Here is a 25,884-nt window from a genome sequence, read left to right on the forward strand (position 1 = left end):
TGTCCTTGTCCGGAACAGAGGCCTCGGCCGCCTGAGTGACCCTTGCGGCAGCCTGCTGTTCATAGACGAACGATTTCGACACAGACAGTACCGAAGGATGCTGGTGTCCCATGTTGCGCCCGGGTATTTGGTAGCAGTGTCGTGACTATCCGGTTGCGCTCTAGTGGCTATCCGGTAGCGGCTCACCAGGCTCGGGATGATACTCCCGGTAGCCGCACCACTCGGGTGCGGCACATACTGAAAGGGGTCTGCCATGAGGGATTATCATGCCGTGATGACACTGCTGTTACGGCAGCATTCTTACCGTCGGCTCGAGTGCTCTCACCGCTCCATTCCACAATCGAACCATGCACTGCGAAGCCTCGGCCCGACCACCGCCTAGCAGGACGCAGCGTTGACGAACGGCTGCTTTCGGAAAGTCGACAAGTCGAGGCCCGAGTCTACCCGCTACCGGATACTCACTCAGGTGCTACCAGATACTCACCACACCGCTACCATTTCAGTCTTCTGAACATCCCACACATCACCGTCGGGCCGACGTTCGCCCCTCGTTGCAACAGTTCAGCAGACGCTGTATAGTCCAGTGCATGCTGACTATTGCTTCGCGCTTGGACGTGATGAACCGATTGGGTCGGGCGATGGCCGATCCCACCCGATCCCGTATTCTCCTGACCCTGCTGGGCGGCCCGGCCTACCCGGCCGCTCTCGCCCGGGAACTGGAACTGACGCGGTCAAATGTGTCGAACCACCTCACTTGCCTACGGGACTGCGGAATTGTGGTCGCCGAACCGCAGGGGAGGAAGACCCGCTACGAGATCGTCGACGCCCATCTTGTCCAAGCGTTGAACTCACTGCTAGATACCACTCTGGCTGCCGACGAAAATGCCCCGTGTATTGACTCGGCATGTGACGTGCCCGGGTGTGCCACCGGAGAGGGGAACAGGTAAGTGGTAACTGGTCTCCTGGGGGCGGTTGGTCTGTTTATCGCCACCAATATCGACGACATCATCGTGCTCTCGCTGTTCTTCGCCCGTGGGGCCGGCCAAGCAGGGACCACACTTCGGATCCTAGCCGGGCAGTACCTTGGTTTCGCGGGCATCCTCACAGCCTCGATTCTGGTCACCCTAGGGGCGGATGCCTTTCTGCCCATCGAGGCGATCCCCTACTTCGGGCTGATCCCCCTGGCCCTGGGGCTGTGGGCGGCCTGGCAAGCCTGGCGGGGAGACGATGACGACGATGACGCGAAAGTCAGCGGAAAGAACGTAAGCGTCTTGACCGTCGCCGGGGTGACCTTTGCCAACGGTGGCGACAATATCGGTGTCTATGTCCCGGTTTTTCTCAACGTGGATACCGCCACCGTTATCATCTACTGCTTTGTCTTTCTGATTCTGGTGGCGGGCCTGGTCCTGTTGGCGAAGTTCGTGGCCACCCGTCCGCCCATCGCGGAGATTCTCGAACGCTGGGAGCATGTGCTGTTCCCTATCGTCTTGATCGGCCTGGGTACCTTCATCCTCGTCAGCGGCGGCGCCTTCGGCCTTTAATAAACTCATCCCCCGTGCTGCTAGGGCCTCTCTAGGTTTCCTTACCGGCATCAACTGAACCGCCCATGAAGTTGTGAAAAGCCGCTGCCGCAGGGACTCGACCACGTTAGCGCGACAGAAATTTGAAGTGCCCCGGGTTTTGTTCCTAGGACATTTCAGTGAGCTTTGTTCATCGGAGCCCACGGGGACACTGGAGACTACAAGTACACGTTAGACGCCGCCAGTAGTGCCGCCAAACACTTACGGCACTACTGGCGGAACTTCCTGCCGCTTCCCCACTAGCGCGCGGCGCCGGCACACTCTCAAAGTTCGTGCGCAAGGCGCAGCGAAATCTATCTCAACAGCGCCCCGCAGATAACCCGGACGAACTTCTAGACCTGGCCACCAGTCTCAAAGAAAAGCTGGAAGGGCAAACTCTAGTGGCCAGCCGGGCGCACACGGGCAACGGAGACGCTCTGGTCAGCGCGGCCCTCGTGTTCGATATCTACTCCAGCAATCTGCTTTCCCGTGGGGCAGACCACCGGGGTAATCAGGTTGATGCCGCGTTCGCGCAGCTTCTCTGACTCCACAGCGATGATGGGGGTCCCGGCGCGGACGACATCGCCCTTGGCCGCGAGCTTGGTAAAGCCCTCTCCCTTCAGTTCAACGGTATCGATGCCGATGTGAATGAGCAGGTCGAGGCCCTCTTCGGTCCGCATGCCAAAGGCATGGCCGGTCTTGAAGACCATCGTGATGGTGCCATCTACTGGGGCACAGACATCGAAGGCATCGATCTCAGTAGGAATGACGGCGAAGCCTTCGCCCACCATGCCCTGAGCAAAGGACTCATCGGGGACCTCGGAGAGCGGCACGACGGTTCCCTCGAACGGGGCGCGGAGCTCAACATCGGTCCCGATTTTCTCTGCGGAGAGAGAATCTTCGCTGGGCTTCGCCGACTTCGTAGCTACCGAGGCGGAGCCGGTGCGCAGTTGGTGGTTGACCTCATCAAACATGAACTGCACGGAGGGGCCCACGATGACCTGCACGTTCTTTTCGGAAGGGTGGATGACGCCGGAAATCCCGGCGCGCTTGATAGTGGGGTCATCGACAAGCGCGCGATCCTTTACACCCACGCGCAGGCGGGTGGTGCAGTAATCCAGGGAATCGATATTATCCTTGCCACCGAGCCCTTCGATGATGCGGGAGGCGGACGCGGCAGTCTTGTCATCGCCCGTGGCGGCTTCGTCATCTTCTGCGGCACCCTCGTCATCGCCGCGGCCTGGGGTCTTCAGGTTAAACCAGCCGATGAGGTAGTAGAAGATAACGAAATACAGGGCGAAGAAGATAACGCCCATAATTAGGAGCATGTACCACTTATTGGCCAGCGGGTTTTGCGAGGACAACAACATATCCACAAAACCTGCGGAGAAGCCGAATCCCGCGGTCCATTCCATCGCGGAGGCGATAAAGACCGACAGGCCCGTCAGCAGCGCGTGCACCACATAAAGCAGCGGGGCGACGAACATAAAGGAGAATTCCAGCGGCTCGGTCACGCCGGTGAAGAAGGAGGCTAGGGCGCCGGCGGCCATGAGGGAGCCGATGACCTTGCGGCGGCCCTTATCCGCGCGCAGGTACATGGCCAGGGCGGCACCTGGCAGGCCGAACATCATGATTGGGAAGAATCCGGCCTGGTAGCGTCCAACCACTCCGTCCACGGTGCATTGTCCGTTTTCCCAAATACCAGGGCACTCTGCGGCGGAGGTAGCCGCGGCGGCCGCGTCGATAGTGGATTGGCCGGATTGGAAGTTACCGATGTCGTTAATACCAATAACGTCGAACCAGAACACGGAGTTCAGTGCGTGGTGCAGACCCGTCGGAATGAGCAGGCGGTTGGCCACGCCGTAGATGCCCGCACCCGCAGCACCGAGGCCCTGGATGGAGGTACCGAAGTTGAAGAGCGCGTGGTAAATGAAGGGCCATACGAAGTAGAGGATGGCGGAAACCACGATGGCGAAAAGCGCAGTGAGGATGGGGACGAGGCGGCGGCCAGAGAAGAAGGCCAGGAAGTCCGGCAGCTTAGTGCCATGGAAGCGGTTATAGACCATCGCCGCCATGATGCCTGCAAGGATGCCGAAAAGAACGTTGCCGTCACCGACTGCATTCCAACCTTCAGCCGCCCATTCGACGGCTTCGTCGCCCGTAAGAGCCTCGGGATCTTCGATGCCGCGATAGCCGGCCACCGCGTCGGGGCCCAAGAGCTTCATGAAGGTGGCATACGCCAGGAAACCGGACAGTGCGGAGGCACCATTGGAGTCTTTGGCCAGGCCAAAGGCGATGGCAACGGCGAAGATCCAGCCCAGATTATCCAGCACGGCACCGCCGGAGCTGACCAGCAGCTGCGCGACAACGTTATCCTGGCCGGCAACGCTGGCTATCCAGTAGCCAACGCCGCCGAGGATCGCCGCGACAGGCAGTACTGCCACGGCGCCCATCAGTGCCTTTCCGAGCCGCTGCAGCGGCCCCATAATATTGAGTTTCACGAGAGGAGTCCTTTCAAAGGTGTAAAGAAGTAAAGAGGGATTTAGTGCGGACGGTGCTCATCCACGAAGCGGTAGTACTCGTGATCCACCAGCTGGGAGGCGGCGTCTTCATCGAGAATCACCGTGGCCCGCGGGTGCATCTGCAGGATCGAGGCCGGACAGTGCGCGGATAGCGGGCCCTCCACCATGTCGCGGACCGCGCTGGATTTTTCGGTCCCAGTGGCCAGCAGCAATAGGTGACGGGCCTCGCTGATGGTGCCGAGCCCCTGGGTTAGCGCATAGCGAGGAACACTGTCCGTGTTCTCGAAGAAGCGGGCATTATCCTGCACCGTCCGCGGGTGCAGCGTTTCCAGGCGCGTGCGCGATTGCAAGGAGCTGGAGGGTTCATTAAAGCCGATGTGCCCATTGCCACCAATGCCCAGCAGCTGGATATCGATGCCGCCAGCATGGCGAATAGCCTGGTCATAGGCGGCTGCGGCGCGGTCCGAGTCCGCGGCATCGCCCTCGGGGCTCTGCACTAACTCATCGATGAAGTCGACGTGACTGGTAAATACGCGGCGGATGGTGGAGTAATACGACTGCTCATGGGAGCGAGCCAGCCCCACGTATTCATCGAGGAGGAAGGCGCGGCTGCAAGCGAAACTCACCTCCTGGCGCTCGTAGCGGGCGGTGAGTTCTTGATACATCGCTACCGGAGTAGAACCCGTGGCCAGGCCCAAGGTGGCCCCGGCGTTGGCATAGCGGACGAAGATATCGGCGGCGGCAATAGCCACCTCTGCTGGTGTGGAACGAATGAGTATGTCCATGCAGTATTTCCTAACGTGAATCAGTATCTGTCGCGGCGGTGATGTCAATGCCATCAGCGATGACGCGCATGGGCTCGAATCGCGCATTCAGGCCCACGAGGTTGGCGCGCTTGCCGGGAGCCAAACGCCCTATGTCCTTATCCCCCAGTACGTCCGCGGCCGTGGTGGAGGTAAACCGAACCGCCTCCTCTGCGCCGTGGCGCGCGGCAAAACGCGCAAACTGCTGCGCCAAGGTGGAAGTTCCACCGGCGATGGCGCCGCTGCCCACCCGCGCCACGCCGCCGGTCACGGTGACGGGCAGGGAGCCCAGATCATAGGAGCCATCGACCATGCCGGCAGCAGCCATCGCATCGGTAACAGCAAAGGCGCGGCGGTTATAGGCCATGTCGACGGTGCCATCGGCAAGATGCACGCCATCGGCAATGAGCTCTACTCCCACATCGCCGGCCTTCGAGCCGGTGAGCAGGGCGGCCACCGTGCCAGGGTTGCGGTGGTGGATGGGCGGCATGGCATTAAAGAGGTGGGTGCCGGTGACGGTAACGCCCATGTCTTTTGCCTGCCCCATGACCCGCAGCGTGGTCTCGTAATCGGCTTCGGTATGGCCCAAGCTGGCGATGATATCGTGCTCGGCGCAGACCGCGAGGAGCTCCGCCGCGGCTTGTGTTTCTGGGGCGAAGGTAATAGAGCGCAGGTGGCCGCGGGCGGCATCGATGACCGCGCGGAAAAAGTCTGGATCCCCCGGCACGATGCGCGATGGATCCTGCGCGCCGCATTTGGCAGCGGCGATAAACGGGCCTTCCATGTGGATGCCGGCGATATCCCCTTCTTCTGCCAACGTGGCGAGCAGCTCCGCTCGCGCGCACAGCTCCGCCTGCGTTCCAGAGACCATGCTGGCTATCAGCGTGGTGGTGCCATGGGCGCGATGGAAGCGCGCAGCGGCGCGGCACTGGTCATAATCACCATTAGGAAAGCTTCCGCCATTGCCGCCGTGATTGTGCAGGTCCACAAAACCTGGGATCCACAGCAAAACGTCTGGGTCACCGGATTGCCAGGCCGCCTGCGCTGCGGGGACATCGCCAAGCGAGATGTCTTCAATGCGCCCGCCAAAATTCAGCGCACCAGCGCGCAGCTCGACGTTCTCGTCGATGTACAAGCCCTCTACGCGGCCCTTCGTCTGTGTCTGCATATTTCGTTCACTTTTCTGTTGTGTGGGCAGGCACCATCCCATAAACACGCCGATATCCCAGCGCAGCACTATGTTATAACCTATTGGTACCATAAGCCGTTGTCAATGGGGTCACTTTCAATTTTTTATGTGAGATTTTCGAAAACTATCGACTGTGATGCTCAACTTCGTTTAGGCATAGACCCGCACCAGCCACTGGACTACATTGATCTTTAGGAAGTATCGCTTGCCGATGCCACCTCTACCCTCGGCTTCTCTCTAGCAAGCGCGCTACCTACGCCAACCACCGCGTCACGTCAGGAGAACGTAAATATGGATTTAAAACCAGAAACTATTGTTTCTAATATTTTAAGCGATATTGCGGAAGTAAATGATTGGGCCAGCATTGCTGATGCCACCGGCGCTAATGACATAAACTCTTTCTACGCCACCCCTGACGAGGTTTTCACCATCCTCACTGCTGTTAAAAATAGTCCCGATTTGGCCCTCGGAACTGTCACAAATGAGTTCAAGGATTTCCCTGATAGCTGGTCGCCGCGTGATATAACAGACCGGATCTTTGCCTCGTCAGATCCCATCTTCTCGATGATGGATATCTTTATGCGCCCGACCAATGAATGACCTACGGAAGAATAGAGATGAAAACTGACCACGTATCTCCTTTAAGTTACGTAGCCCTTAGCACTATGGTTGTTGCTTCATGACTAGCCCTATATGTGCATTTTGAGACATATCCATGCTCATTGCCTTGATAATCAGTCTGCTCAACTGGGCCCTCCGGTCTTGTCATCAAGCAGCTACCCTGCAAAAGCGCAGGGATAAATTGGGTGCGATCTACTGTCTAAATGACCACTAAGAGTGCTCTTCCGCGATATCGCGCATGCAATTATTATTATTGAAATTATAACCGTTTCATGTCCTTCACAAGTACTCGCCTCGGACATGGCGGGATCCTCATCTCAAGGAGCACACCATGACCAGTCGTTCACCCGCACCGCCGCGGCACCGGTCCCAGTACGTTCTCGTGGCCGGCTTAGCCGTCTCGGTGGCCTATGCCGCCGTCCATATCGCGTTTTCTGATCCCGCCCTGATCGAAGGCACCGCTCCCGCGCGCCTCTCCTTGCGCAATTACCTTGGCCCGGTACTGGGTTCTGGCATGGTGTGGGCGCTATTTGCTTACCTCATGGGCAAGGCGTGCTCCCACCGGTGGACCACGGCCTTTTTCGCAGGAGCCGGCATACTCCTGCTCATGTTGGCGGTTCACTACGGGCTGCTTTTCGCCTTTGGCATCTACGACTGGCAGACGGCCTTTTCCTCCAATGCCGCGTGGTTCCTCTTTGCCCTTATCGCCGGGCCACTTTTCGGCGTGGCGGGGGCATTTTCCCACAGGTTGAGCTGGCTAGATTACGTTGCAGTACTCGGTTTCGTGCTGGAGCCACTGGTTACTGGGCTTATCCCAGGCAATAGTATCGAGCCGCAGACCACGACCACCCCCGGATATCTTGCCGCGGTGACGCTGTGGATGATCGGTGCGGTATTCCTCTACTGCGAACGCCGCGCGCCCATTAAGGCGTAGCCGCACTTTCAGCGGCCCACCACCCGGGCATGCCATGGGCGCCGGCCCCGGGCGCGGCGGACCCCGATGCCATGAATACTCCCGGCGCGAGCCGGTGCGGGTGCGCGGAAAGGCGCGGGCGCAGCACGGTCTGCAGCCCGGTCATGGCGCCACCGGCGATATCGCCACCCACGAGGTTGGGGTTCCAGCGCTCCAGGTCAGCCGGGCTCGTCGCGCGGGTGGCCAGGATGGTATCGCGAAAACCTGGTGCGAAGCGCTCAATCTGTCGCGCAATGAGGCCGGTCACCTCCCGTGGATAACGCTCCTCATAGCCGTGCGGCACGTGCGCGTAGGTCCACAGCACCAGCCCGCGCGACGGGTCGGCCACGTACTGTTGACACACCATGACCAGGGGACGCTCGGGCATGCGGGGCTTGCCGATGTCCCTTTCCGCCCCACCAATCTCCTCCACGCTGCCGCCCACGTGGACGGTGCCCGCTTGGCCCACGCGGGGATCGGCCCACGGCACGGGTTCGCTTAAGTGAAAGTCCACCTTGTACACCGCGCTGCCATAGCGCCACCGCCGCAGGGACCGCCGGGTCCGGGCAGGAAGGTCGAGCCCGCCCAGCCTAAGAATCTGGCGCGGGGTGAGGTTGAGGATCAGGGCATCGGCGCGGGGCAGGCTGCGCACATCGGTAATGTCGGCGCCGGTGTGGATGAGGGCGTTGTGGGAGCGGAGGAGGGAAACGAGGGCATCGGCAAGCGCCTGCGTACCGCCTTCCACCACTGGCCAGCCGCGGGTCATGCCGAGCGCGTCAAAGAGCAGGCCGAATGCGGAGGTAAAAGCCCTGGTAGGCGAGGTAATGGCGTGTACCGCGCTACCGGCGAATAAGGCGCGGGCCTGCGGGGAAGAAAACGCCGCCCGCGCGAGCGCGCTAGCCGGAAGCACGCCCGGCGCGCCGAATTGCGCCAGGCGCACCGGATGCTCGGGCCAGCGCACCAGCGGGGTGAGCGCGTTATTCACGTGTGCGTCGATATTGCGCACCACGTGGCCGTGCAGGCGGGTCCACGCCCGGGCATCGGTGCCGAGCCCCGCGGCGGTCTCCTCTAGGGAATTGTGGAGAATGCCCGCCGGCGCGCCCTCCAGTGGATGGGCCATGGGATAGCGCGCATGGCGCCAGCGCAGGCCGTGGGATTCCAGATCGAGTGCGCGGAAGGCCGGGCTCGCGATGCCGAAGGGGTGACCGGCCGCGCCAAGATCAACGATGGTGCCCGGAAAGATCTCCGTCGACGATGCCGCCGCCCCACCCGGGTGGCTGGCGCGCTCATACACATCCACGCGCCAACCGGCCGTGGCGAGCCGGGCCGCGGCGGTGAGCCCATTGGGTCCTGCGCCGACGATCACAGCGTGCGGTTGTTTATCCACAGTCCTCCTTGTGCAGGTCAGTGGCCCCAATTTACCAATTCGCCCACACGATGGGTACAAAGTTATCCACAGGCTGTGGAAGAAACCTGTGGAATACTTATTTCACAGACTTATCCCCACCCTGTGGATAAGTGTTTTCACGGGCTTCCACAGGTGATTTTTCGGCCGCCGATACCGCTATAACCTGTGTGATCAGGGAAAACTCCGGAAAAGCGTTCGGTAAATTACAAGAATGTGGTTATCCACAATGTGGATAACTATTGTGGATTTCTTTCGCACACCCATTCCGGTGATCAAATTCCACAGTTATCCCCAAACCCCAGCTCGCAGAGCTAATAACACAATGACGACCGCAGCGGTGAGAGTGACACCCGCCCAGCGCACGGATTTATTTCGATGAAAGAGGAAGAAGCTCAAGACAATGCCGGTGCACAACCCACCCAGGTGGCCCCACAGGGAGACTCCCTCTGCGACGAAGGTATAGCCCACATTGACCAATACGAGGACGATGGGCGCGCGCAAGTCCATCCCGCGTTGCCGGAAGACGCCCACCAGCATGCCCATCAGGGCAAAGATCGCCCCGGAGGCGCCTACCGTGGGCGTGCCAAAATCGAACCACAGCACCATGGCGGAAGCGCCCAAACAAGAAACTAGGTACGCGGCAATGTATAGCCCGGTATCTAAGGCGCGCTCTACTTCCCTACCGATGAGCAGGAGCATCACCATATTGACCGCGAGGTGCCCGCCGTCCAAGTGCATGAATTCCGAGGACAGCGCCGTTAGCGGCGCATCGGCGTACTGCGGCCCCCACAAGGCCCAGTCTTGGCTCAGCGTGGAGAGAAAGAAAGTCTCGCCCAATGTGCGAGCTTGTACCGCGGTAATTGACCACGCGATGATGCAGATCGCGGCGATGGTCGAGGTAACGGGGGCGGTTCGCAAATAATTTTTCACCATGGCGTAGAAGCTGACCCTTTGTTGGCATTCGGATAAAACTAAACGAACCCGGCACCACGGGAAGGGTGTGGTGCCGGGCGCGGAGCGAGAAAACGCTTAGGCGATATCGATGGACTCGATGACAACGTCCTCGTGCGGACGATCCATGCGGTCGGTATCGACCTTGCCAATCTTGGAAACGACTTCCTGCGAAGCAGGGTCAGTGACCTCACCGAAGATGGTGTGGTGGTTGTTCAGGTGCGGGGTCGGCGCCACGGTGATGAAGAACTGGGAACCGTTGGTGCCTGGGCCAGCATTGGCCATGGCCAGCAGGAATGGGCGGTCGAACTGCAGCTCTGGGTGGAACTCGTCCTGGAACTGGTAGCCCGGGCCACCGCGGCCGGTGCCGGTGGGGTCGCCGCCCTGAATCATGAAGTTATCGATGATGCGGTGGAAGATGGCGCCATCGTAGAACGGGCCGGACTGCTCGCCCTTTGCGTTCTGGGTGGAGTAGTCCTTTTCGCCCTTGGCCAAACCGATGAAGTTTTCAACGGTTACCGGTGCGTGGTTACCGAAGAGATCGATAACAATATCGCCGTAGTTGGTATGCATCGTTGCAGTTGCGGTCTTCTGAGTCATGCCAGCCATTGTAAAGAATTTACTTCCTCTCCGCTGTGCAAGACATAACGCTCTCAGCGATCGCGCTATCGTTATCCTTATGATTCGCGCGTTGCTCTTCGACCTCGATGACACCCTGATGGATCACACCGCCGCAGCGCGGGCCGGCGTGGATGAATGGTGCCGGCAGCGCGGGCTAAATACTGGGCAGCACCAGCGTTTTGCCGCCATTGAACGCAAGTGGTTTACCGCCTATGAGCGCGGCGAGGTCTCCCACCAAGGCCAGCGCATCGCCCGTTGCCGCGAATTTTTGGGCGAGGACATGGACGATGCCGCAGCCCTTGCCGCCTACGACGGCTACTTGGCCGCCTACCAGAGCCAGTGGCGCGCCTTTGCCGATGCCCGCCCCACCCTCGAGTGGGCGCTCGCATCCGGCTTCCGGGTGGGCATCCTCACCAATGGCAAGCGCGAGATGCAGCAGGCAAAACTGGAGGCGGGAGGCCTCGCGCTTGCCGATGTCCCCCTTATCCCCACCGTCGAACTCGGCTACCCCAAACCGCAGCGCCAGGCCTACCTGGCCGCCTGCGAACGGCTCGATGTCACGCCCGCGGAAACGCTCATGGTGGGCGATTCACTGGAAAATGATGTGCTCGGTGCGCGCAGGGCGGGCCTGCGCGCTGTGTACCTCGACAGGTCCGGAAAGGGAGAGGGCGATGTGTCTTCCCTTAGTCAGCTGACAAGGCTTGTCCCCCAAATAGCCAGCTAACCACGAGAGCACCGGGATCAATGACTCCCTTGCTGCGATCGCCCAGATAGGACGCGCGCCCCTTCTTGGCGGCGATCTTTCCGGTTTCTTCCACGCCCTCCCGTGCGGCCTCGTACAGGGCCTGGAGCGTTTGCTCGTCTGGGCGCTCGGCGCCGATTTCTTGCGCCTTCTCCGCGGCCGGAATGAGCGCATCCAGCATGGTGCAATCCCCGCGCTGCGCGCCGCCCAGTTCTTGAATGAACTCTGCCGCGCTGCTCAAACCTTCCGCTAAGGTCTCCGCGCGGGCCATGTCGTTGAAGAAGCTGCCGAAAACCGCGCCCGAGGTTCCGCCCGCCAGGACGAGGAAGCGCTTGGCCAGGCCGGTGAAAATCTCATCATCCGAGCCGCGCAGCGGCAGTTTAATGCTTTCAAGCGCCGCCTCCATATTGGTACCGAAGTCCCCATCGCCGGCCTTGCGGTCAAGCTCGGTCAACTCCTCGATGGAGGATTGCACGCGGCCGACGAAGTCACTCAACCACTGGTTTTCTGCGCCTTCGCTGGGTAATTCATCCTCAAAGGTAATCCGCGCCGATTCCACCTGCTTGGCACTGCCCAAGGTATGCGGCCAGGCGGGGGCTTGGGTTGGGGCATCGATAAGCTCGAGCAGCTCATCGTCCGCCTTGAGCAGCGTGATGGATACGCCGTGCATATTGACCGCGGTGACGTAGTTGCCCACCATGGAGCGCACTACCGTAATTCCCTTCTCCGCCAGCTGCGCGGAAGCCTCGCCAAAGACTAGGCTCAGCTCCAAAGGCGTGGTGCCGCCCAAGCCATTGACCAGGCACACCACCTCGTCGCCGCTGCTGATATTAAGGGCAGCACCCAGCTTTTCCAGCACGGTGACGACGATGGCGTGGGCATTATCGACCTTTTCCGTGTGGGTGCCGGGCTCGCCGTGGATGCCCACGCCGACTTCCATGTGCCCGTCGTCCAAATCAAAGGTATCGCGCCCAGTGGTGGGCAAAAAGCCGGATCCCAGTGCCACGGACATGCTGCGGGACTTATCCGCGGTCCTCTCCGCTAGCTCCGTTACTTGGTCCAGGTCATCGCCGCGATACGCCGCGGCACCTGCCACCTTTTCCACCAAGATCGTGGCGCCGGTACCGCGCCGTCCTGGGCCCTCGCCGGTGCCTTCGGTAGCAATATCATCGGCGACTAAGACTGAACGCGTATCTACGGCCTCTGCCGCGTTGCGGGCCACGGTGAAGTTCATGACATCGCCGGTGTAGTTCTTCACAATGTGCAGCACTCCCCTGCCCTGGTCGGCCCACTGCGTGGCTTCGCTGACCTGGACCGCGTTCGGGGAGGTAAAGAGCAGGCCCGGGCAGGCTGCGGCGAGCATGCCTTGCCCAATGAAGCCGGCGTGCATGGGCTCGTGGCCGGATCCGCCACCGGAGATGACCGCAACCGCCGGTTTATCATCGGCCGTGCGCAGCGGGGTGGTGCGCCCAATGAAGCCCGCATCGTGCCAGGTGGCATCGGGATGCTGGGCAATGAAACCGGCCAGGGAATCAGACAGGAAGGATTCTTGGCTATTGCGAAATGCTGAGTGCTTCATGGCGCCCACGGTAATCCGGTTCCGGCCATAGCGTCGCGGGTGGGTACAAGATCACGAAAACGCTATGCAGACCGGCTGCATAGCGTTTTCTTTAAGAACCTAGAATTTCTCAGGTTCTATTTAGAGGGCGTTGCGCACCACATCGCGGGCTTCCACCATGTTGCGCAGGGAGGTTTCGGTCTCCTCGTAACCACGGGTCTTCAGACCGCAGTCCGGGTTAACCCACAGGCGATCCAGCGGCACATTCTTGAGTGCGGCGCGGATAAGCTCTGCCATTTCCTCCACGGAAGGCACGCGTGGGGAGTGGATATCGTAGATGCCAGGTCCAATCTCAGAGTGGAAGGTCTCATCGATATCCTCCAGCAGCTCCATGCGGGAGCGTGCTGCCTCAATGGAGGTGACGTCTGCATCCAGGCCGGCGACGGCGTCGATGATCTGGCCGAACTCCGAGTAGCACAGGTGGGTGTGGATCTGGGTGGTGGGCTTGGCTTCGAGGGCTACCAGGCGGAAGGAACGCACTGCCCAGTCGAGGTAGGCCTTGCGGTCCTGCTCGCGCAGCGGCAGCAGCTCGCGCAGGGCTGGCTCATCGATCTGGATGATGTCGATGCCGGCTTTCTCCAGGTCGCGGACCTCGTCTGCCAAAGCCACGCCCAGCTGGTCCGCGGATACGGACTGGTGCACGTCATCGCGGACGAAGGACCACGCCAGGATGGTGACCGGGCCGGTCAGCATGCCCTTGACGTGCTTTTCCGAAAGCGACTGTGCAAACTTCGACCACTCAGTGGTCATGGCAGCCGGGCGGGAGATGTCACCCACAACGATTGGCGGACGGGTGCAGCGGGAACCGTAGGACTGTACCCAGCCGTTCTCGGTGGTAACGAAGCCATCGAGCAGCTCCGCGAAGTACTGCACCATGTCATTGCGCTCTGGCTCGCCGTGGACCAGGACGTCCAGGCCGAGGCGCTCTTGCAGCTCGATGACGGACTTAACCTCGTCCTTGAGGGCGGAGTTGTAGTCGGCATCAGAAAGCTCGCCCTTGCGGTGCGCGGCACGCGCCTGGCGGATTTCCTTGGTCTGCGGGAAGGAACCGATGGTGGTGGTCGGCAGCTCCGACAGGCCGAGCTCCTTCTGTGCTTCCTTGCGCTCGTTGAAGGCCGGCTCGCGCTTGACCTCGCCTTCCGGCAGCTGAGAGATGCGCTCTTGCACGGCGGCGTTGTTGATGCGCTCGGACTCGGCGCGGGTGCGCACGGCGCGGTCGCTGACGCTGTAAGCCTCTTCGGCCGCCTCTGGGCCCTGTACCAGGGCAACGACTTCCTTGACCTTTTCATTGGCGAAGGAGAACCACGGGGCGACATCGGCAGGCAGCTTGGACTCTGCCTCGACGGAGTGCGGCACGTGCTGCAAGGACACGGAGGTGGATACGGACAGCTCATCGATGCTGCCGGCCAGGTCCTCGTACTTGGAGCGCAGGTCGCGCAGGTTGGCGGCCCAGACATTGCGGCCATCGACAAGGCCGGCAACGACGTGGGTGTTCAGGCTCTTCACGCGCTCGAGGTAGCCCTCATCTAGGGCCAGGGTGCCGACGGAAAGGTCAACCTGAACGGCCTCTGGCTTGAGCTCTGCGATGACATCGAGGCCCTTGCGGGCAGAGCCGTACGGGGTGGTCAGGTAGACCTGTGGGCGCTCTTTTGCACCCAGGATGGCGGAGTATGCCTGCTTGGTATATGCAGCCAAGTCCTCATCGCTAGCGTTGGTCAGGTCTGCAACGAGGGCAGGTTCTGCCAACTGGATCCACTCCACGCCGGCCTTGTGCAGCTCCGCCAGGACCTCTTGGTAGGCGGCAACGGCATCATCTAGGCGCTCAAGCGGGGCCTTGGCAGCACCCTCGGCCTGCTTGGACAGGGCCAACAGGGTGACCGGGCCAACGAGGTACGGGCGCACGGTGTGGCCTGCGTCGCGGGCTTCTTCTACCAGCTTGATAATGCGCTGTGGGTGCGCCTTAAAAGCGTGGTCATCAGCAATTTCCGGCACGATGTAGTGGTAGTTGGTGTCGAACCACTTGGTCATCTCCAGCGGCGCGGTGTCCTTATTACCGCGGGCCAAGGTGAACTCATCATCCAGGGTTTCACCGGCAACGGCACCGACGGTCAGTGCGGTTTCGAGAACCTGGTCGTAGTAAGCGACGTCTGCCGGGATGGCGTAGTCCTCGGTCAGACCGAGGTCGCGCAGGCGGTTGTAGGTATCCAGGCGCAGCGAGTGTGCGGCGGACTCGAAGGTCTCCGCATCGATGCGGCCCGCCCAGTAGGACTCGAGCGCGCGCTTCAACTCGCGGTTGGCGCCAATGCGGGGATAGCCCTCAATTGTCGCCTTGGGGAAATTAGCGTTGGTCATTGTCTACTCCGATTCGGGTTAGTAGGTCGTGAGTATTGTCGGGGTTGTTGTGGGTATATATATGGAGCCCGCTCGCCCCACCAGCCACGATGTCGCGGGCTAGTTCGGCGGTCAGTTCCATGCCGGTTTCGTATTCTTCTTCTGGGGTTGTCGCTGCCGCGAGCGCCGACCGCACCCTTTCGGGCACGGCGAGCCCGGACAGCTCTCCCATTCGCTCCACCCGGCGCAGGCTGGTCATGGGCATGATTCCCGGAATAAGGGGAATATGCACCCCGGCCAGTTGGGCCTTTTTGGTAAAGCGCAGGTAATCCTGGGCATCGAAGAATAGCTGGGTAATGGCGAAGTCCGCGCCGAGGCGTTGCTTTTTGAGCAAGACGTCAAAATCTTCATCTTCGTTTTTAGATTCGACGTGCCCGCTGGGATAGCACGCGACTCCGACGGCCAGGCGGCCAGCGGCGAACCGCGCGGCTTGTTGCCTTTCCAATTGCCGGATGAGGCTTATCAATTCATCGGCATGCTGCGGATAGTACTCCGGCAAACCTTCCTCTGGCAGGTCCCCGCGCAGGGCCAGCAGGCCGCGGACACCGGCATCGACCAAGCGGTTGATCCAACCGATTAGTTCCGTGCGCAAACCAGCCGTGCAGGCCAAGTGCGCAAGCGGGCGCATCGAGGTGGTGCGCGAAATCCGCTCGATAAAGGCCGTCGTCCCTTCGAGCCAACCGGACCGTTTGGAACTTGTCACCGCAATATAATCCGGGTGGTAGCTTTCCAAGGTTTCCAGCAAACGGTCGATTTTGGCTTCATCGGCGTCATGGCGCGGTGGAATTACCTCGAAAGATAGGACCAAACGCTCCGGCACCATCAGTTCTTCTTCACTTATGGAATCCAATGGTGCTGACGCCGAAAATCGCGGGCTCATAGTCACCTCCTTTTCCCGATCTCAATTGCTGTCTGGAGGAAAACGTACCAAGCTGTTCAGTTTGCGGGGTAGCGCGACGCTAATGGTATTACCTTTGCAGGCCCATAAACAGCGCGGTTAGCCAAAATCGACGTGAATATTAATCCTCCATTCTGAACCAAGCGGTCTATTTTACGGTTGTTTCCACCCCTGAATCCCCCCGCCAAAACAGTGGTGGGGTGTCAGGCTGACCACTATGCTGGATGGAAAAGACAAATAAATCTCACCTAAGGAGCACCTGCACCAATGAACCCCACCGTAGTGAAAATGGCGTTCAAGACCGGTTCCAATATGTGGAAGCAATTGCGCGATTACCGGCAAGAAAAGTCCCGCGAAACTTATACCGCCCTCGAAGAGGCTGCCCAACAGATGCAAAAGGAAGACAACAACGCCTTCGATGAGGCCCGCAAGCAGGCAGGCGCCGTTACCCAGGCCGCACACTCCCGCCTCGAGCGCGCACTAGAGGACTTCAATAACTACCGCGAAGACGCCGTCGAGCGTTTCGATGAGGCCAAAAAGGAAGCCACCAAGAAGGCAAAAAAGGCCCGCAAGCAGGCCAAGAAGAAGGCCACCAAGGCTGCAAAGAAGCAGACCAAGAAGAACAAGACGTCTTCCAAGTTCTGGACTGTTGCCGGAATCATTGCCCTGCTCGCCGCGGCAACCGGTGCGATTTACGCTTGGCTGCGCTCCAATGACAAGCCTTCTCAGACCCCACCGCGCGTAGATGACTACCGCGGTAACACCCAAAACACAGCCCCAGAATCTACCTTGGTCTACACCTCCACTAGCGAAGCTAAGCCCGAAAACGATTCGGACCTCGCTGAAGAGGGTGCCGTGCGCGATGAAGAGCTCTTGGGTTCCATCGATGAACAGCTGGCCAAGCACCGCGAGGAAGAAGAGGCCGCCGCAGAGGAGGCAGACACCAGCCGCATCACGGATGACCACCAAAGTGAGGGCAAGCACCGCCTGCAATCTGACGAGCAGTAGTTCCTCTCGCACCCCCGCCGTGGGGGTGCACTAGGCGTTGCCTAGATCTCATTGCTTTGCCTATTCAAAAATCTCCTGCTTGAATTCACCCATTAAGGCTTTCTACAAGGAGATAAACAATGAGCTTTGAGTCTCTCACCGTCAAGCTCAAAGACGGTTCAACGTACTATTTCCCCGCAGGCCCAGTAACCGATGATCCCTCCCCGCGCGTGGATAACCTCCGCTTTGCCATCGATAACGGCGCTACCTTCCGCTCCGTTGACGAATCCGGTGAAATGCGCGAATTCAACGGCGCGGACGTGCATAACTACCACTTGGCTTAACTAGCCCGGCGGATTCTTCATATATCCTGGGGATTATGGAAATTCGCGCGACACAAGAATCCGATCGCACTTATATAGCTCGCCTCAACTTCCTGACCGATACCTTCGGTGATGAACGAGGCGAGCTTTCTTCCGGTTTTGCCGATGATTTTTCCTTTTACGTGGAAAATTGGGAGCCCAACCAGGGAGGTTTCATCGCTTGGGAGGACCTCGTGCCCGCCGGCGGGGTGTGGCTCAATTGGGGTACCGAGGACAATCACGGTTACGGGTTCGTGGAACCGGCCATCCCAGAATTTGCCATCGCGGTAGAAAGCCGCTTTGCGGGCCAGGGCATTGCCACCGCGCTTATCGATGCCGCCATTTCCCTCGCCCAGACCCTCAAAGCGCCCGGTATTTCCCTGGCCGTCCACCCCGATAATCCGCGTGCCCAGCGGCTTTATGAACGCTTGGGCTTCGAGCATGTAGGTGTGTACGCCGAGCATTACATCATGGTTAAGCGCTTTTCCTAGCCCTATGCATGACTAAAGTCCGGATTCTTTGACCAGAACCCGGACTTTTCCTGTGGAGCATAGGAGAATCGAACTCCTGACCTTCTGCTTGCAAAGCAGATGCTCTACCAATTGAGCTAATGCCCCAGTGGCTTGTACTCTACTACTGTAGCCGCTCATTCCAAAAATGCCGATGAAACCGCGCCACAGTGTTTTACTTCTATCACTTTTATCACACGCGGTTTATCCCGTAATTCCCTTCGCAGTGGAGTAGGCTGGCTACTCGTGCCCATCTGTCCTCGTTCCTAGGAAAAGTATGCGTCGTCTTCTTACCTCCGCGCTCACCGTGCTCGCCACCGCTGCCCTTCCTGCCTGCGCCAATGCGCAATTCCTCGAAGGCACCCCGAAAGTAGTCGGCTCCTCAGAACCAAATATCCAATCCGCGGTTTCTGAGATTCAGACCGATATTCAAAGCCGCATCGACAGCACCCGCGCGCAGGCAGAGGACCTTGTCTCCACGGTAGCGCCGCAAGACGAGCCGCAGAAGGAAGCCGCACCCGCGCCAAATCCCCAAGCTGGGGCCGCACCGCAACCAGCCCCGCAGCCACAGGCCAACGGCATCGATTGCCCAAATTGCGTGGCCCTTACCTTTGACGATGGCCCAAGCCCTTATACCAACCAGCTCTTGGACACCTTCAAAGCTAAAAACGCCCACGCCAGCTTCATGGTGCTAGCGGATCACGCCTACCAGTACCCCCAAGCGCTCCAGCGCATGCAGGCAGAAGGTCACACCATTGGCAATCACACCAAGACCCATCGCCAGCTCAACCAGTTAGCTTACGGCGATATTGCCCAAGAAATAGACGCCGGCAATGCGGCGATCCGCAATGCCACTGGGCAGAATCCGCAGTGGCTGCGCCCGCCCTACGGTGCCACCAATGAGACGGTTGACCAGGTAGCAAGGGATAAGGGCCTGTCGCAGGCACTATGGAATGTAGATACCTTGGATTGGAAGATCCGCGACTCGCAGCACGTCTGCAATGCCGCCGTCCAAGATGCTAACCCAGGCTCCATCGTCTTGATGCACGATATTCACCCGACCACCGTAAATGCGGCCGAGTGCATTATCGACGGCTTGCGCGCAAAGGGCCTAGAGCCCGTCAGCCTCGATGAGCTACTGCGCACCCCGGTAGATGGAAAGCGCTACTACTCCCGTTAATGATTGATTTTTCCCGCACTGCTGATGTCGTAGCTCCGCAACTTCTTGGCTGCGTCATCACGCACGCTGGGGTGAGCATTCGCCTAACGGAGGTCGAGGCCTACTTAGGCACGGACGATGCCGCTGCCCATACCTTTCGTGGGAAAACCCCGCGCAATGCAGCCATGTTCGGCCCACCCGGCCGACTGTACGTGTATGCCTCTTACGGCATCCACCGCAATGTCAACATCGTATGCGCACCCGAAGGCGTGGGCCAAGGGTGCCTACTGCGCGGCGGTGAGGTGCTATCCGGTATCGATACCGCCTTTGCACGACGCGGCACCAGCGATTTTCATAATCTAGCCCGCGGCCCTGGGAACCTCGGAAAAGCTCTGGGAGCAACGCTGGAAGATAACCACCTGCCAGTGCAGCTTTCTGGCCGCGACTCTGCACCGGAGTGGGTGCGCGGCCCGCGCATTGGCATCTCCAAAAACCAGGAAGCGGCCCTGCGGTTTTGGATTCCCTTTGATAAGACCGTCTCCGGCCGCCGCGGCTATCCCAAAAAGTAATTAATAGCGGCCGCCATAGCGCTCGTCTGCTTCGATGGCTTTGATGATGCGTTCATTTATTTGGGTCATCTGATGGATCTGCGCACGGGTCAGATTATCGATAACGGATCGGCGGGCCTGCTTGGCGTGGCCTGGGGCGGTTTCTACTACCTTGTCCCAGCCGCTATCGGTAAGGTGCGCCATCGTCGTCCGCCCATCATTGGGGCAAGGACGCCGCACGACCCAGCCCTGGCGCTCCAGGCGGGTAACGACCTGGCTCAGGCGGGACAGGGAGCCATTTGCGGTAATCGCAAGATCCCGCATGCGCATCTCATGGTTCTCGGCCTCTGATAGCCGTGAGAGCACCGTATATTCAAAGAAGCTTAGCTTGGCGTCATCGCGGAGCTGCGCGTCCAGAATATTGGTGAGCCGGACATTCACGCTCATCAGGGACATGAATGCTGCTAGTTCATCCTCTTCAAGCCAAAAGTCGTCCCGCTCGGTCATGAGGATTATTTTAGCAACTGGACTTCAATTCTAAAATAATCCCAAGTAGCCGAAGTCCCCGTACCACTTATTCGAGCTTGGTCTCCTCCACCTAGTGGCTGGTGGGTGCCAAGCGTGCTGGGTCCAGTTCAATTCGGCGTAATAACTGCGCGTTGAATGCCACCACGATGGTCGATAGCGACATCAATACCGCACCGGCCGCCGGGGAGAGCACGACACCGATGGGTGCGAGTACGCCTGCCGCCAAGGGCACGGCAATGATGTTGTAGCCAGATGCCCAAATTAGGTTTTGGATCATCTTGCGGTAGCTAGCGCGCGACAAGCTCATCATTGAAAGCACCGACCGCGGATCATCGCTGGCGAGCACCACCTCGGCGGATTCCATGGCGACATCGGTGCCGGCGCCAATGGCGATGCCGACTTCCGCGCGGGCCAAGGCTGGGGCGTCGTTGACGCCATCGCCAACCATGGCCACTGCCAGGCCGCGCTCTTGTAATTCGGTGACCTTGGAGTCCTTGTCCTGCGGCAGGACTTCGGCAAAACCCTCGTCAATACCCAGTTCTTCGCCAACGGCCTCGGCGACCTGCGTGGCATCGCCAGTAATCATCGCAACCTTGACGCCCTGCTCTTGGAGGGCCTGTACGGCCGCGCGGGATTCGGGACGAATCTTATCTTCAACCGCGAGAGCACCGATGATCTGACCATCGCGCACGACGTGCAGGACACCCGCGCCGCGTTGGGACCACTCCTCAACCTGCGCATCGAAAACCCCAGGGGTGGCAAGCTCTAGCTCGCGCAGCATATTCGGTCCACCGACGAGGACCTCTGCCCCATCGACGGTGGCCTGGATTCCACGACCGGCGGCAGCACTGAAATCGGAGCTGTGCAGCTGCTCCTGGGATGCTTCCGCGTGGTCTTCGGCTGCCTTGACGATGGCGCGGGCCAACGGGTGTTCACTATCGGCCTCGGCCGCGGCGGCCACTGCTAGCAGCTGCCCCTCGCTGATGCCCTCAACGGTTGCGACACCGGTGACCGCGTGCGCACCTTCGGTCAGGGTGCCGGTCTTATCGAAGAGGACGGCGTCGATAGTGCGCATGCGCTCCAACGCCATACGTTCCTTGATGAGTACTCCAGACTGTGCGGCCTGCTCGGTAGAGATCGCAATGACCAGTGGGATAGCCAAACCGAGGGCGTGGGGGCAAGCGATGACGAGCACGGTGACGGTGCGCACCACGGCGTCGCTTGGGCTACCGATAATGGACCAGACCACCGCGGTAATAAAGGCTGCGCTCAGCGCGAACCAGAAGAGCAACGCTGCGGCGCGATCGGCAAGGGCTTGGGCGCGGGAGGAAGATTCCTGCGCCTCGGCGACCATGCTTTGAATACCACCCAGGGCCGTATCCCCACCGATGGCCTCTACCTGGACGCGGACGGTGTTGTCTGTAGCTACCGTACCGGCGACCACGCGCTCACCTTTATCGCGGAAGACGGGCCGGGATTCACCGGTGATCATGGATTCATCGAACTCGGCTGAGCCTTCAACAATGGTGCCATCGGCAGGCGCCCGCGCCCCAGCGCGAACCAGTACTATGTCATCCACCGCCAGCTCAGAGACTGGCACGGTGTGGGTCTGCCCATCGATGATCTTCTCAGCCTCGTCAGGCAAAAGTTCTGCCAAGGCATCCAAAGCGGAGGAGGCCGCGCCGAGTGCACGCATCTCCAACCAGTGGCCCAGCAGCATAATGACGACCAAGAGGGCCAGCTCCCACCAGAAATCTAGGTCGAATCCTCCAATACCCAAGGTGGTGACCCATGAGGCAACGAACGCCACGGTAATGGCCATGGCGATAAGCAGCATCATCCCGGGCTGGCGGGATTTCAGTTCCGACCAGCCGCCTTGCAGGAACGGCGTGCCGCCATAAATGAAGATGATGGTGCCGAGCACCGGGGGAATCCAGGATGAACCAGTGAATTCGGGTACGCCGTAGCCGAGCAATTCTGCGACCATAGGGCTGAAGATGACGACCGGTACCGATAGCAGCAGCGACCACCAGAAGCGGCTGCGGAACATCGCCGCGTGCTCCCCGTGTCCGTGTCCGTGTCCGTGGCCGTGCTCGTGACCGTGACCGTGATGGTCACCGTGGGAGTGTTCTTCGTGACCGCCATGATCTGTGTGTTGCGTATGGTCCGCTTCCGCGGCCTGGTGAGCACCGGAATGCTCACCGTGTTGGTGAGAAGTACTCATGAAGTTCCTTTCTTCTCCTCCTTGCACCATGAGGAGTCCTAGCTTCGGTGGAACACAGTGATGGTTACTCTCCCCACCATATACCCCGGGGAGGTATATTTTACAAGAACGGAAGGAGCCATTTTCGCATGAGAGGTGAAGTGGAACTACCGAAAAGTCCTTTCAGCTTAAACGACAGAAAGTGTTGCTGAGGTTGTCTCGTGAAATGTCCTAGGTTTGCTCCGTTTGAGTAGATGAGAAAATCTAACGCGCTTCAGGTGGCGTCATAAGGGACTACGTGCCCACAGTCTTTATTGGGCAAAAGATCCCACGCCTAGCAGATTTCAATAAAGCAGCGGAACCCGCTTGGTTAACTTTTAACAGAGCTTTACAAGAATTTCGATAAAGGGAAATCCTTATTGCTCCAGATTCTTTCCTTGGCGCGCTCAATTAAATCTTTATAGTAACTCAAACCCTCCGACGGCCTGTGCCTTTGCACTTGCAATTTCCTCTTCGCCAACCCAAACAATTTTGCCTAGTTCGAAAAAGTCTGCTTTAAGTACCGGATAGTCCCCAGCAAATGTGTCGGAACAATTGAATCAGCGCCAATGTCACAAATAGAAGGCAACCATACATAACGATGGTGGCCGGACTCATATCCCAAAACAGTTATCCATTTTAGGGCCTTAACGCTGAGAGCGGGGGCGATCTCGAAATGAGAAGGGGTCGAGTCTGTCGGAATGGTGCATCTGTGCCTTCTGCATCTCTGAACCAGTGACAGTGCCAGGCTCGGTTTTTGGGTCCGGCTCGGAGAAGGTGTTGGTTCATTAGGAGGTTGCCTCGCCAAACACCTATAATCCCGAACCCACACACAAACCATTAGACACTCTCTTTTGGGTGTCCGCAGCGCACCTCCCCGGCACATAGTCGGACAGAAGGAAAGCAAAAAGCCACGACTCCGACACCCCCGTAGGTGGCTTTTCTTCAATGCTTCCAACAACGAGAAGTACTAGGGAAGTTCCTTTGTCACTGGAAGTCAAGAATTAAGAACCGTCAGCCTGCCGGAAATAAGCACAGCCGTGAAACTAAGTTCGCAAAAAGATGCAGATTGGGTTTAGGTGGAAAACTAGATCCATCTAAACCCAATCTGCATAAGTCCGAAACATGCGCTCTAACTATCTTGGCATCTTTCGCTCTTTTTGTCCCCAAAGGAGAATCCTCCCAAGATTAACGGTAACTTTCACTGCTATCCTGCGTCTCCTTCATAAGGGAATTAATCCAATCAGCATACGGGAAGATATCTGAGTGCCACATCTTCCCACCCCTACGGTCTTGGCAAGTGGGATTCGCTCCTCCTGCTGTATGAACAGCATAAATAGTGTTTCCGGAGTATACCGCGCCGCCGGAGTCTCCAGAGCACGACCAAGCGTCGGTAGTAGCAACACTCTGGAGAATGTTGGAAAAGCTGCCTGCTTCAAATGAGTACTTATCATAGTACGCAACTACACGAACCTCAGCTGTGGAGGGGAAATCATGGTATCCCCCATACCCTATCAAGCTCGCTTCATCATTAAAGGTTAAGGACTTTGTGGGTAGCTCAAATGAATCAGCAGTAATTCCGTCAGAAACTTTAATCAATGCAACATCTTCTGTTTCTCCCTTAGTATACACGTCTTCCACCTTCGCACTTTGACCGTCATATTGCCTAATGAATCCCGAAGCATTCTGACCATTGAGTCCTTGGACACAGTGACGTGCGGTTATCCAAAAACCATTTCTCAGGTGGTTGACCGTGCATCGCTTTTTCATTGCTTCCTCCGATTCTTTTATCCAAAGTTGTCCAACCCTGTCGTCTTGTTGCACAACTTTGCTCGAAGATTTTAGAGAAATCATTTCAGCAGGAAGTCCCTCTCGACCGCTATCCATCAACAGAGTACTTTCAAACTTCATCCCTATAAAAAGGGAGCCAAATACCAAAAGAACAGGTAGCAGCGGTGAGTGGAACGCTAGTTGCATTATGTGGCGCAGAGAGCCAGTCATTTCCTGCCAGACCGCTCAGCACTCATGGCTCTCGCCAACATCAAAAAGCCGACGGACAGCAAAGAAAAAAATGCTATGGCGCCAATCTCTAAGGAACTAGGATCGTCAAAGCATCTTGGCAGCAGGACAACGACCAGCGCCGCAGAAAAAGCACCGAAGAAAAGAATTGCAGCTTTCATTCCGCCCCCCTCAACTAAAGTTTAAAACATTCGACGACACCGGCGATATCGCCGGTGCCGAGGGTGGCAATCCCTCCAACGCAGGCTGCACATACCGCCGCGCCGATAGGCTCTACGCCACAGGCCGTTGCACAAGTCGAACCGATCAGTCCAGCAACCACTCCATTAACACCAAGAATGGCACCAATGCATGCGGTCTTCTCTCCCCAGCCCTGTAGCTCAGGGGCGTCAGGATCGGCCATTGGGACATTTTGATTAGCCTGGAGGGTGGCTCCGTCAACATAGTCAATGTCAAGGCCTTCGTCTTTAACAAGCTGATCATCCTTGAACACCTGGACGTTAAACTTGTTGTGAGAACCTTTTGTATAAAGCGTCTCCGATTGGCCAATTGGAGAGGAGTGATCTTCCGTCTTGTAGGCGACGGTTATGTTACTGAGGTAATTATATTCTCCCTCGTTCGAATAAGGCACAGTAACGAGATCAAAGCTTTCTCCGTCATCACTCTTTACCGTCGTAACCTTTGTATTGTCGAGATCAAGGCGATCGACGCCACCATGAGCATGGATTTTTCCCTTGCTGACATTTCCCTTAGCTTCTTTTAGAAGTTCTGCTTTGTCTGGAGACTGGGTTGTGTCCTTCGTGTTGGATGGGCCATTCGACGCTGCACAAGTACTGTTTGAAGCATTAGGTTCCTTATGTGGCATATCGACAGCGGCAGCAGTAGAAGCTGAACCGATTAAAATGGTGCCGACTGCAAAGAAAGACATAATCTTGGAAGCAGATTTCAACATGATACCTTCTCCTGGCTCGTTGACGTGAAGTGACTATTGGAAATCGCCGGAAGGTACCCGTTTTAGATCATAAATCTGCAGAATTGTCAGAAATAGAAAACTGTCAGAAATAGAAAGGGCAATTTCAATAACTTTCCGACGTTAACATGCAAAATATATAATATGATAGGAGCGTGTCAAGTTGTGTGTGGGGTTAGGTTTATAGGTATTTGTCGAAGCGGTCGGGAAGGTTGCGTCCGCTAGTGTGGTGTATCTGTAACCCGTGGTAAGCCTCGTGCCGGTGCACAATAAGGCGACCATCAC

At 58.4% G+C, this 25,884-nt stretch carries 24 protein-coding genes and 1 tRNA gene; 10 read left to right on the forward strand and 15 right to left on the reverse strand.

All coding sequences use genetic code 11. The annotated features are described in order from the left end of the window. The first annotated feature begins 587 nt into the window (after positions 1-587). Entirely contained in the window at positions 588-947 is a 360-nt protein-coding gene (cmtR, locus tag ABRP88_RS09580) for a Cd(II)/Pb(II)-sensing metalloregulatory transcriptional regulator CmtR (protein ID WP_023024707.1), read from the forward strand. After that, positions 948-1,541 (forward strand): cadmium resistance transporter, encoded by a 594-nt coding sequence (locus tag ABRP88_RS09585; protein WP_349837062.1) that lies wholly within the window; start codon positions 948-950, stop codon positions 1,539-1,541. Between the two features lie 416 nt (positions 1,542-1,957). Here the strand turns inward: ABRP88_RS09585 and nagE are convergent, their stop codons facing one another. Genes nagE through ABRP88_RS09600 form a run of 3 tightly spaced genes read right to left on the reverse strand, consistent with a single transcriptional unit; the run spans position 1,958 to position 6,052 of the window. Continuing rightward, positions 1,958-4,045, reverse strand: coding sequence for an N-acetylglucosamine-specific PTS transporter subunit IIBC (nagE, locus tag ABRP88_RS09590; RefSeq protein ID WP_349837074.1), 2,088 nt, complete (start codon positions 4,043-4,045; stop codon positions 1,958-1,960). Positions 4,046-4,101: 56 nt separating this feature from the next. Beyond that, positions 4,102-4,866: a glucosamine-6-phosphate deaminase gene (nagB, locus tag ABRP88_RS09595; protein ID WP_349837063.1), complete on the reverse strand. Its 765-nt coding sequence runs from the start codon at positions 4,864-4,866 to the stop codon at positions 4,102-4,104. A 10-nt stretch (positions 4,867-4,876) separates the two neighbouring features. Continuing rightward, positions 4,877-6,052, reverse strand: a complete 1,176-nt coding sequence (locus tag ABRP88_RS09600; RefSeq protein WP_349837064.1) for an N-acetylglucosamine-6-phosphate deacetylase — start codon at positions 6,050-6,052, stop codon at positions 4,877-4,879. Between the two features lie 312 nt (positions 6,053-6,364). Between ABRP88_RS09600 and ABRP88_RS09605 the strand changes: the two genes are divergently transcribed. Together ABRP88_RS09605 and ABRP88_RS09610 are read left to right on the forward strand one after the other, a co-directional pair. Beyond that, positions 6,365-6,673 carry a hypothetical protein gene (locus ABRP88_RS09605; protein WP_284624538.1) on the forward strand — a complete coding sequence of 103 codons (309 nt, stop codon included), beginning with the start codon at positions 6,365-6,367 and terminating at the stop codon, positions 6,671-6,673. Positions 6,674-7,025: 352 nt separating this feature from the next. After that, positions 7,026-7,628, forward strand: coding sequence for a hypothetical protein (locus ABRP88_RS09610; protein ID WP_349837065.1), 603 nt, complete (start codon positions 7,026-7,028; stop codon positions 7,626-7,628). On the opposite strand, the gene ABRP88_RS09615 is transcribed toward ABRP88_RS09610, so the two are convergent. From ABRP88_RS09615 to ABRP88_RS09625, 3 genes are all read right to left on the reverse strand, one after another. After that, entirely contained in the window at positions 7,618-9,033 is a 1,416-nt protein-coding gene (locus ABRP88_RS09615; protein WP_349837066.1) for a phytoene desaturase family protein, read from the reverse strand. The genes ABRP88_RS09610 and ABRP88_RS09615 overlap by 11 nt on opposite strands. Positions 9,034-9,339: 306 nt before the next feature. Continuing rightward, on the reverse strand, positions 9,340-9,987 hold the full coding sequence (locus ABRP88_RS09620; RefSeq protein WP_349837067.1) for a rhomboid family intramembrane serine protease: 648 nt from the start codon (positions 9,985-9,987) through the stop codon (positions 9,340-9,342). A gap of 96 nt (positions 9,988-10,083) precedes the next feature. Further along, the gene (locus ABRP88_RS09625) at positions 10,084-10,614 is read right to left on the reverse strand and encodes a peptidylprolyl isomerase (protein WP_005280498.1); all 531 of its coding nucleotides are present in this window, start codon (positions 10,612-10,614) and stop codon (positions 10,084-10,086) included. A gap of 70 nt (positions 10,615-10,684) precedes the next feature. Here ABRP88_RS09625 and ABRP88_RS09630 point away from each other — a divergent pair, with 70 nt between their 5' ends. Further along, positions 10,685-11,350 carry an HAD family hydrolase gene (locus tag ABRP88_RS09630; RefSeq protein ID WP_296089904.1) on the forward strand — a complete coding sequence of 222 codons (666 nt, stop codon included), beginning with the start codon at positions 10,685-10,687 and terminating at the stop codon, positions 11,348-11,350. Here ABRP88_RS09630 and ABRP88_RS09635 read toward each other — a convergent pair. From ABRP88_RS09635 to ABRP88_RS09645, 3 genes are all read right to left on the reverse strand, one after another. Then, the gene (locus tag ABRP88_RS09635) at positions 11,310-12,947 is read right to left on the reverse strand and encodes a dihydroxyacetone kinase family protein (protein ID WP_349837068.1); all 1,638 of its coding nucleotides are present in this window, start codon (positions 12,945-12,947) and stop codon (positions 11,310-11,312) included. The two genes, ABRP88_RS09630 and ABRP88_RS09635, sit on opposite strands and share 41 nt — an antisense overlap. 120 nt (positions 12,948-13,067) lie before the next feature. Then, positions 13,068-15,338: a 5-methyltetrahydropteroyltriglutamate--homocysteine S-methyltransferase gene (gene metE, locus ABRP88_RS09640; RefSeq protein ID WP_349837069.1), complete on the reverse strand. Its 2,271-nt coding sequence runs from the start codon at positions 15,336-15,338 to the stop codon at positions 13,068-13,070. After that, positions 15,325-16,257 carry a methylenetetrahydrofolate reductase gene (locus ABRP88_RS09645; protein ID WP_349837070.1) on the reverse strand — a complete coding sequence of 311 codons (933 nt, stop codon included), beginning with the start codon at positions 16,255-16,257 and terminating at the stop codon, positions 15,325-15,327. The genes metE and ABRP88_RS09645 overlap by 14 nt, the downstream gene beginning before the upstream one ends. 285 nt (positions 16,258-16,542) lie before the next feature. Here ABRP88_RS09645 and ABRP88_RS09650 point away from each other — a divergent pair, with 285 nt between their 5' ends. The 3 genes from ABRP88_RS09650 to ABRP88_RS09660 all read left to right on the forward strand — a co-directional run bounded on the left by ABRP88_RS09650 (position 16,543) and on the right by ABRP88_RS09660 (position 18,115). Then, positions 16,543-17,283 carry a hypothetical protein gene (locus ABRP88_RS09650; protein ID WP_284850443.1) on the forward strand — a complete coding sequence of 247 codons (741 nt, stop codon included), beginning with the start codon at positions 16,543-16,545 and terminating at the stop codon, positions 17,281-17,283. Positions 17,284-17,402: 119 nt separating this feature from the next. Beyond that, positions 17,403-17,606: a hypothetical protein gene (locus ABRP88_RS09655; protein WP_005276046.1), complete on the forward strand. Its 204-nt coding sequence runs from the start codon at positions 17,403-17,405 to the stop codon at positions 17,604-17,606. 35 nt (positions 17,607-17,641) lie between these two features. Further along, complete coding sequence (locus ABRP88_RS09660; protein ID WP_349837071.1) at positions 17,642-18,115, forward strand: GNAT family N-acetyltransferase; 474 nt, start codon at positions 17,642-17,644, stop codon at positions 18,113-18,115. Positions 18,116-18,168: 53 nt separating this feature from the next. On the opposite strand, the gene ABRP88_RS09665 is transcribed toward ABRP88_RS09660, so the two are convergent. Next, positions 18,169-18,241 (reverse strand) — tRNA-Ala (locus ABRP88_RS09665). Positions 18,242-18,410: 169 nt separating this feature from the next. Between ABRP88_RS09665 and ABRP88_RS09670 the strand changes: the two genes are divergently transcribed. Further along, the gene (locus ABRP88_RS09670; protein ID WP_349837072.1) at positions 18,411-19,313 is read left to right on the forward strand and encodes a polysaccharide deacetylase family protein; all 903 of its coding nucleotides are present in this window, start codon (positions 18,411-18,413) and stop codon (positions 19,311-19,313) included. Next, on the forward strand, positions 19,313-19,861 hold the full coding sequence (locus tag ABRP88_RS09675; RefSeq protein WP_284854128.1) for a DNA-3-methyladenine glycosylase: 549 nt from the start codon (positions 19,313-19,315) through the stop codon (positions 19,859-19,861). The genes ABRP88_RS09670 and ABRP88_RS09675 overlap by 1 nt, the downstream gene beginning before the upstream one ends. Here the strand turns inward: ABRP88_RS09675 and ABRP88_RS09680 are convergent, their stop codons facing one another. The 5 genes from ABRP88_RS09680 to ABRP88_RS09700 form a co-directional block, all read right to left on the reverse strand. Then, entirely contained in the window at positions 19,862-20,347 is a 486-nt protein-coding gene (locus tag ABRP88_RS09680) for a MarR family winged helix-turn-helix transcriptional regulator (protein WP_005276035.1), read from the reverse strand. Positions 20,348-20,438: 91 nt separating this feature from the next. Then, positions 20,439-22,592 carry a copper-translocating P-type ATPase gene (locus ABRP88_RS09685; protein ID WP_349837073.1) on the reverse strand — a complete coding sequence of 718 codons (2,154 nt, stop codon included), beginning with the start codon at positions 22,590-22,592 and terminating at the stop codon, positions 20,439-20,441. A gap of 1,206 nt (positions 22,593-23,798) precedes the next feature. After that, positions 23,799-24,611 (reverse strand): trypsin-like serine protease, encoded by an 813-nt coding sequence (locus ABRP88_RS09690; protein WP_284770834.1) that lies wholly within the window; start codon positions 24,609-24,611, stop codon positions 23,799-23,801. After that, a complete protein-coding gene (locus ABRP88_RS09695; RefSeq protein ID WP_284770833.1) occupies positions 24,608-24,790 on the reverse strand; it encodes a hypothetical protein in 183 nt (60 codons plus the stop codon). Before ABRP88_RS09695 ends, ABRP88_RS09690 begins: the two co-directional genes overlap by 4 nt. A 14-nt stretch (positions 24,791-24,804) precedes the next feature. Then, complete coding sequence (locus ABRP88_RS09700; protein WP_284770832.1) at positions 24,805-25,581, reverse strand: hypothetical protein; 777 nt, start codon at positions 25,579-25,581, stop codon at positions 24,805-24,807. Between the last annotated feature and the right edge of the window lie 303 nt (positions 25,582-25,884).

It is taken from the genome of Corynebacterium sp. KPL2734 (assembly GCF_040225595.1).
In the GTDB taxonomy this organism is placed as follows: Bacteria; Actinomycetota; Actinomycetes; order Mycobacteriales; family Mycobacteriaceae; genus Corynebacterium; species Corynebacterium rhinophilum.

Coding starts and splice junctions, on each gene's coding strand:
- ABRP88_RS09655 (WP_005276046.1), top strand. CDS start 17,403: ATGAGCTTTGAGTCTCTCACCGTCAAGCTCAAAGACGGTTCAACGTAC.
- ABRP88_RS09700 (WP_284770832.1), bottom strand. CDS start 25,581: ATGTTGAAATCTGCTTCCAAGATTATGTCTTTCTTTGCAGTCGGCACC.
- ABRP88_RS09680 (WP_005276035.1), bottom strand. CDS start 20,347: ATGACCGAGCGGGACGACTTTTGGCTTGAAGAGGATGAACTAGCAGCA.
- ABRP88_RS09625 (WP_005280498.1), bottom strand. CDS start 10,614: ATGGCTGGCATGACTCAGAAGACCGCAACTGCAACGATGCATACCAAC.
- ABRP88_RS09695 (WP_284770833.1), bottom strand. CDS start 24,790: ATGAAAGCTGCAATTCTTTTCTTCGGTGCTTTTTCTGCGGCGCTGGTC.
- ABRP88_RS09650 (WP_284850443.1), top strand. CDS start 16,543: ATGAACCCCACCGTAGTGAAAATGGCGTTCAAGACCGGTTCCAATATG.
- metE (WP_349837069.1), bottom strand. CDS start 15,338: ATGACCAACGCTAATTTCCCCAAGGCGACAATTGAGGGCTATCCCCGC.
- nagE (WP_349837074.1), bottom strand. CDS start 4,045: ATGGGGCCGCTGCAGCGGCTCGGAAAGGCACTGATGGGCGCCGTGGCA.
- ABRP88_RS09670 (WP_349837072.1), top strand. CDS start 18,411: ATGCGTCGTCTTCTTACCTCCGCGCTCACCGTGCTCGCCACCGCTGCC.
- ABRP88_RS09610 (WP_349837065.1), top strand. CDS start 7,026: ATGACCAGTCGTTCACCCGCACCGCCGCGGCACCGGTCCCAGTACGTT.
- cmtR (WP_023024707.1), top strand. CDS start 588: ATGCTGACTATTGCTTCGCGCTTGGACGTGATGAACCGATTGGGTCGG.
- ABRP88_RS09600 (WP_349837064.1), bottom strand. CDS start 6,052: ATGCAGACACAGACGAAGGGCCGCGTAGAGGGCTTGTACATCGACGAG.
- ABRP88_RS09620 (WP_349837067.1), bottom strand. CDS start 9,987: ATGGTGAAAAATTATTTGCGAACCGCCCCCGTTACCTCGACCATCGCC.
- ABRP88_RS09675 (WP_284854128.1), top strand. CDS start 19,313: ATGATTGATTTTTCCCGCACTGCTGATGTCGTAGCTCCGCAACTTCTT.
- ABRP88_RS09690 (WP_284770834.1), bottom strand. CDS start 24,611: ATGACTGGCTCTCTGCGCCACATAATGCAACTAGCGTTCCACTCACCG.
- ABRP88_RS09660 (WP_349837071.1), top strand. CDS start 17,642: ATGGAAATTCGCGCGACACAAGAATCCGATCGCACTTATATAGCTCGC.
- ABRP88_RS09635 (WP_349837068.1), bottom strand. CDS start 12,947: ATGAAGCACTCAGCATTTCGCAATAGCCAAGAATCCTTCCTGTCTGAT.
- ABRP88_RS09605 (WP_284624538.1), top strand. CDS start 6,365: ATGGATTTAAAACCAGAAACTATTGTTTCTAATATTTTAAGCGATATT.
- ABRP88_RS09685 (WP_349837073.1), bottom strand. CDS start 22,592: ATGAGTACTTCTCACCAACACGGTGAGCATTCCGGTGCTCACCAGGCC.
- nagB (WP_349837063.1), bottom strand. CDS start 4,866: ATGGACATACTCATTCGTTCCACACCAGCAGAGGTGGCTATTGCCGCC.
- ABRP88_RS09645 (WP_349837070.1), bottom strand. CDS start 16,257: ATGAGCCCGCGATTTTCGGCGTCAGCACCATTGGATTCCATAAGTGAA.
- ABRP88_RS09630 (WP_296089904.1), top strand. CDS start 10,685: ATGATTCGCGCGTTGCTCTTCGACCTCGATGACACCCTGATGGATCAC.